General features: G+C 50.0%; 3 protein-coding genes. All 3 read right to left on the bottom strand.

All coding sequences use genetic code 11. From position 1 onward, the window contains the following. A partial coding sequence (locus GF401_00425) for a hypothetical protein (protein MBD3343508.1) occupies nt 1–904 on the bottom strand: 904 nt, incomplete at its 3' end. After that, nucleotides 883–1,842 carry a hypothetical protein gene (locus GF401_00430; protein ID MBD3343509.1) on the bottom strand — a complete coding sequence of 320 codons (960 nt, stop codon included), beginning with the start codon at nt 1,840–1,842 and terminating at the stop codon, nt 883–885. The genes GF401_00430 and GF401_00425, both read right to left, overlap by 22 nt. A gap of 16 nt (nt 1,843–1,858) precedes the next feature. Beyond that, the gene (locus tag GF401_00435; GenBank protein ID MBD3343510.1) at nt 1,859–3,277 is read right to left on the bottom strand and encodes a hypothetical protein; all 1,419 of its coding nucleotides are present in this window, start codon (nt 3,275–3,277) and stop codon (nt 1,859–1,861) included. Nucleotides 3,278–3,357 lie beyond the last annotated feature (80 nt).

Genomic DNA, 3,357 nt, shown 5'->3' on the forward strand with positions numbered 1-3,357 from the left:
GGGCCCTGTCGGTATCGACAGCAACGGTGTTCTCCCCGATAAGCGACAGGTAGACGGTTGCGAACCGCTGCCCGATTGCAAGTTGCCCCTCGGTTTTGAAATGAATATTATCATTGCCGATCGGAAGGTCGGTGGTATGAAGAATGCCTGTCAGCGGGTCCGATTCCGCGACCGCATCCTGAGCATCCTGTACCTCCTGTGTATAGGGGAATTGGTCCAAAGGAATGTCATATATCTGCCCGATTACAAAGGGCATGCCGGGTACTGAAAATTCATTCCGAACACCGGCGATAAGGTTGTTCAGGTTCTGTTCGTACGCCTGCGCCATCCATTGCTCCACGGCATCGTATTCCCCCTGAAACCAGAGCATTCCGGCAACCACATACGGCCTGCCGATCGCATCCAGTAACTCCATACCGCCCCGCACTTTTGCAATCATCCCCAGATACGTTGAGCCATTTGTTTCGACATTCCATCCCTCAGCAAGCGTTAACGGCTTTTCGGTATGTTTGACAATTGCTACAGTCCGGTCGGGCCGGGTATCGGCGATAATCCGGCTGAATTTCAGCTCGGGACCAAAACATTCATCTTCCTTGCCAAAATACGGGGTCATGGGGCCCCATGCGTAATTACCATTGCTGTTTTCAAGAAAAAGAATATCCTCTTGCGTTTCGCTGAGCGGCGGAGATATTTCGCCGGGATTCCCCTGCCCGAGCATGTTCGACTGCCCCCCGAGCAGAAAAATAGAGACAGTATCCTGACTATAAGCAACAAATTGACCTGCGCATATAAAGAGAGTCGTGTGAACCTGAATTCTGCCGTATACTGCTCCCCTTTCGCTGAATGCCCGCCGAAGCTGCCCTATTCTCATGATGTCTTCTTTCAGTTGAAATCTCTTATCCATCGTATAACAGCATTCCCTGTCTTTATCAGGTAAATCCCTTTTGGTAAGCGCTTCAAATCTGTCAAATTACTTTGATCATGCTGAGCGTTTAGGCGATTGCCCTGAAAATCATACAACGTGATTAAATTATCGCAAGGTAATTTTCTCAGAGAGTTTTCTCGACGTGTTTTCCTGCTTTTATAATTCTTTCGCACGCCGCCTGCAATCGCGCCCACTGTCTGACTGGTGATCACGCCATACGCAGTCTCCGCCATAATCACATGACCATCACAATCAGGATGAACGCCATCGGGAAACAGCCCCGGTTTATCTTCGAGCGGCGTGTGCATATCGATAATTTTCAGCGATCGTTCCCGCGCAACCATTCGCTTCACCGGATTGATATGCTTTGTTAAAAGGGTGTCCCGGTAGAGGTTCTGCGCTCCCTTTCCAAAGTCCCACAGGGGCGGCGGGAGGCAGAGATAAACCTCAGGGTTATCACCTGCAATTGTAAAGGTATCGACCAGCCGTCGCAATTCCTGCGCAAAAACCGAATCACTCACCCATTCGCTGTAAGGGTAGTCCGTCTTCAGATGAGCATCGTTGGTGCCCAGCATTTCGATAATAATATCCGGTTTGAATTCTCGATATAAACATTCCTCAGAATTGGACTCGTTGTCGCAATGAAACGGTGATGCTCCCGGGATTTTTTGCACAAGCGCAAAGCCGCTCTTTGCCATTGTTCTCGACTGAATCTCCCAACCGTCCGCGGTCAGCCTTTCCATCAGCAATTCGCGATACACCTTGCCGCCGCAATTCAGATCTTCAAGCTTTTCAGTATCGGTTATGCTGTTACCGACAAAGACCATTTTTGTGGCCTGCGCGGATACAGAGCAACATACGACTATGGCTACAGCAGCTATCTTATTTACATAAGAAAAGTTCAAATTCAATAGCATTTTGCACTATTTGAATTCAGAACGCAAGCAGAGCTGATTCCGGCTGCATTCCTTCACGCTGGAGCTGTGCAATCACAACACGTGTGCCCGGCAAATCTTTGCGATTTATTGCGATCGTATGTAAACCCTTTTGATGGATACCGTCGGCTACCATTTTAATGTTTTTTCCGGAAATATCAAAAAGCCCGAGTCGGACGTAGCCATCAGTCTCTACGGCGTATGTTATTGTGATCGCTTCGCTCAGCTTGTTTTGCTTAATTGCTAATTTTTTCTCACCTGGAGAAAGCGGGCTGTTTTTGCCTGTTTTTGTTGCGGGAAGTCCCACAAGAAGGTTCGGCTCGATAATCGCATGACCGATCGATGCTTCTCCGGGACTGCCGCCGCCATGAACATCAACCCAGGTCCATGACAAATGCAGATTACCATCCGATCCCGCAAACATAAACGGGTAGCTGTGCGAAGGCGGTTCATCTTCGACAATCACCGCCTGGGTCCAACTCGAGCCGTTTTCACTCACTGATATTTTAATCAGGTCCCGTCCCGGCGTATGAGCACATGCGTGCCACCCATTATCAAGTGTTACGGCAGCCATTGCTGCTCCCCCATTGTCCGGCTGGCCTGATGACCGGGTCCATGTGGCGCCGCCATCATCGGAAACATACGGAGAGGTGAGCCGCATAAGGACTTTCAGATCCTGATAATCGGGAGAGAGCACGATAAATGTCGGCTGTGTCCCCTCAACACAAACTTCATTCAGTATCCAATTGCCGGAATAGTAATTGTCTGTTGGAGTCTGCTCGATATTAAAACGCCATCTGCTGCCGCCTTTCATGCCCGAGCCGAACAACAGCGAGCCGCTCGGAAGTTCCAACGGCAACGCTTTATCAGGGCCGCCGAATCTGTTGACATTCATGCAATGTCCTGAAGGCAGCAGCGGAAGATCAGTACCCCATCGCCCCTGCGGTTGACTGGTATAATCGGGATATCTCTCACCATTCGGGGGTTCGTACCAGGTATCACCATTATCATCCGAGTAGAGCACCACTCCACTGCCGTCCCATGCACCGATACGGAAATAAAGCAGCAACGGGGCGTCGGGATTTACTTTCGGTTGAAACAACACCGGATTGAACACGTCACCACCGGTGTTGGTAAACTGTTCCGGCGTCGACCAGGTCCCTCCAACAGGCTTTTTGCACATCCATATTTCGTGCCCCTCGCCTTCTTCCTGACCTGCATAAAAGACACATATCAGCGTCCCGTTTTTCGCTTCGACGATCGATGATGCATGACACATGTGATTGTCCGGGTCCTGATCGAGCAATACCTGCGGCTCGAACATCCGCTCTTTCAGAAGGATGCAATCCTGGCGGTCGGCAGCGCTGATTGTACCCAGTACCGCAAATACTAGAATGCACGCCGGAAGATACCTCATATTCGCTCCTTATTATGGATATATGGTAAGTCGAGTCGGGTATCGGCAAAGAATTGAATGCCGGTGAATAGATGGAAGCA

The organism is Chitinivibrionales bacterium, assembly GCA_014728215.1.
Taxonomy (GTDB): domain Bacteria; phylum Fibrobacterota; class Chitinivibrionia; order Chitinivibrionales; family WJKA01; genus WJKA01.

What these genes read in the sequence shown, in the direction of transcription:
- GF401_00430 (MBD3343509.1), bottom strand. Translation starts at nt 1,842, where the DNA reads ATGCTATTGAATTTGAACTTTTCTTATGTAAATAAGATAGCTGCTGTA.
- GF401_00435 (MBD3343510.1), bottom strand. Translation starts at nt 3,277, where the DNA reads ATGAGGTATCTTCCGGCGTGCATTCTAGTATTTGCGGTACTGGGTACA.